Annotated in this window: 1 protein-coding gene and 1 pseudogene; both read left to right on the top strand. The window is 62.1% G+C overall.

Features of this window, described 5'->3' with window-relative positions:
- Positions 1-215: 215 nt before the first annotated feature.
- A complete protein-coding gene (locus HT737_RS25730) occupies positions 216-1,379 on the top strand; it encodes an isovaleryl-CoA dehydrogenase (protein WP_047291661.1) in 1,164 nt (387 codons plus the stop codon).
- A gap of 12 nt (positions 1,380-1,391) precedes the next feature.
- Positions 1,392-3,000 (top strand): annotated as a pseudogene (locus HT737_RS25725) (carboxyl transferase domain-containing protein).
- The last annotated feature ends 70 nt before the right edge of the window (positions 3,001-3,070 follow it).

Genomic DNA, 3,070 nt, shown 5'->3' with positions numbered 1-3,070 from the left:
CTTCGCCAACCATCGGGGATAAATCCCCTCGCCACACAAGCTCTCGCCCATAAAAAAGCAGTCCGCTTTCAATCCTGAGGTGCCCCTACTCTCGCTCAAGTTGACGTTAACGTAAAGGGTGATTGACAGCCAACCAGCGCAGGCTTACGTTAACGTAAAGGTGAGAGCCGTTCGACTGCCCTCCCCACCCTACAAAAAAAGCCAAAAGGTGACCCATGAGCTACCCATCCCTGAACTTCGCCCTCGGTGAAACCATCGACATGCTGCGCGATCAGGTTCAGTCCTTCGTCGCCGATCAGATCGCCCCACGTGCCGCGCAGATCGACCACGACAACCTGTTCCCGGCCGACCTGTGGCGCAAGTTCGGCGACATGGGCCTGCTGGGTATCACCGTACCGGAAGAGTACGGCGGTGCGGGCCTGGGCTATCTGGCGCACGTGGTGGCAATGGAAGAAATCAGCCGCGGTTCGGCCTCAGTGGCACTGTCCTATGGCGCGCATTCCAACCTTTGCGTGAACCAGATCAACCGCAATGGCAACCACGAACAAAAAAGCAAATACCTGCCCAAGCTGATCAGCGGCGAACATGTCGGCGCCCTCGCCATGAGCGAGCCGAACGCCGGTTCCGACGTGGTCTCGATGAAACTGCGCGCCGATAAACGCGGCGACCGCTTCGTGCTCAACGGCAGCAAGACCTGGATCACCAACGGCCCCGACGCCAACACCTACGTGATCTACGCCAAGACCGACCTGGAAAAAGGCCCGCACGGCATCACTGCGTTCATCGTCGAACGCGACTGGAAAGGCTTCAGCCGCAGCAACAAGTTCGACAAGCTCGGCATGCGCGGTTCCAACACTTGCGAGCTGTTTTTCGATGACGTCGAAGTGCCGGAAGAAAACATCCTCGGCGTGCTCAACGGCGGCGTGAAAGTGCTGATGAGTGGCCTCGATTACGAGCGCGTCGTGCTGTCCGGCGGCCCGACCGGGATCATGCAGTCGTGCATGGACCTGATCGTGCCGTACATCCACGACCGCAAGCAGTTCGGTCAGAGCATCGGCGAATTCCAGCTGATCCAGGGCAAAGTCGCCGACATGTACACCCAGCTCAACGCCAGCCGCGCCTACCTCTACGCCGTGGCCCAGGCCTGCGAGCGCAACGAAACCACGCGCAAGGACGCCGCCGGGGTGATCCTCTACACCGCCGAACGCGCGACGCAAATGGCCCTCGACGCGATCCAGATTCTCGGCGGCAACGGCTACATCAACGAATTCCCGGCCGGGCGCCTGCTGCGTGACGCCAAGCTCTACGAAATCGGCGCTGGCACCAGTGAGATCCGGCGCATGCTGATCGGCCGCGAACTGTTCAACGAAACCCGCTAAACGGAGCTGTCCATGGCTATCCTGCATACCCAGCTCAACCCCCGTTCAGCGGAGTTCGCCGCCAACAGCGCGGCGATGCTCGAACAGGTCGACGCCCTGCACACCCTGCTCGCCCACGTGGCGCAAGGTGGCGGTGCGAAAGCCCAGGAACGCCACACCTCGCGCGGTAAATTGCTGCCGCGTGAGCGGATCAATCGCCTGCTGGACCCGGGCTCGCCGTTTCTGGAAATCAGCCAGCTCGCCGCACACGCGGTCTATGGCGAAGACGTTCCCGCCGCCGGCGTGATCGCCGGGATCGGCCGGGTCGAAGGCGTCGAGTGCATGATCGTCGCCAACGACGCGACGGTGAAAGGTGGTTCGTACTATCCGCTGACCGTGAAAAAAACACCTGCGCGCGCAGACCATCGCCCAGCAGAACCGCTTGCCGTGCATCTATCTGGTGGACTCGGGCGGCGCCAACCTGCCGCGTCAGGACGAGGTGTTCCCGGATCGCGAGCACTTCGGCCGGATCTTCTTCAACCAGGCCAACATGAGCGCGATGGGCATTCCGCAGATCGCCGTGGTCATGGGCTCGTGCACCGCTGGCGGCGCCTATGTGCCGGCGATGGCGGACGAAGCGATCATGGTGCGCAATCAGGCAACGATCTTCCTCGCCGGCCCGCCGCTGGTGAAAGCCGCGACCGGTGAAGTGGTCAGCGCTGAAGACCTCGGCGGTGCCGATGTGCACTGCAAGATTTCCGGGGTTGCCGACCATTACGCCGAGAGCGACGAACACGCCCTCGCCCTCGCTCGCCGCAGTGTCGCCAACCTCAACTGGCGCAAGCTCGGTGAAGTGCAGCAGCGCACGCCGATTGCGCCGCTGTACCCCAGCGATGAGTTGTACGGTGTGGTTTCTGCCGACGCCAAACAGCCGTTCGACGTGCGCGAAGTGATTGCGCGACTGGTCGACGGCTCGGTGTTCGATGAATTCAAAGCCTTGTTCGGTACCACGCTGGTGTGCGGCTTCGCTCACCTGCACGGCTACCCGATCGCGATCCTCGCCAACAACGGCATCCTTTTCGCCGAAGCCGCGCAGAAAGGCGCGCACTTTATCGAACTGGCCTGCCAGCGCGGCATTCCGCTGCTGTTCCTGCAGAACATTACCGGCTTCATGGTCGGGCAGAAATACGAGGCCGGCGGCATCGCCAAGCACGGCGCGAAGCTGGTGACGGCGGTGGCCTGCGCCAAGGTGCCGAAATTCACCGTGATCATCGGCGGCAGTTTCGGTGCCGGTAACTACGGCATGTGCGGGCGCGCTTATGATCCGCGTTTCCTGTGGATGTGGCCGAATGCGCGCATCGGCGTGATGGGTGCCGAGCAGGCCGCGGGCGTACTGGTGCAGGTCAAACGCGAGCAGGCTGAACGCAGCGGCCAAGCCTTCAGTACGGAACAGGAAGCCGAGATCAAACAACCGATTCTCGATCAGTACGAAGAGCAGGGTCACCCCTACTATTCCAGCGCACGACTGTGGGACGACGGCGTCATCGATCCGGCGCAGACTCGTGACGTGCTGGCTCTGGCCTTGTCCGCGTCGCTGAACGCGCCTATCGAACCGAGCCGCTTCGGCGTGTTCCGGATGTGATGCTTTTTTGTGGGAGCGAGCCTGCTCGCGAAGACGGTCTGTCAGCTCCGGATACTTCGACTGATACACC

The sequence above is a fragment of the Pseudomonas sp. MD195_PC81_125 genome (assembly GCF_014060985.1).
GTDB classification, from domain to species: domain Bacteria; phylum Pseudomonadota; class Gammaproteobacteria; order Pseudomonadales; family Pseudomonadaceae; genus Aquipseudomonas; species Aquipseudomonas parakoreensis.
This window is presented reverse-complemented; position numbering and strand designations above follow the sequence as displayed.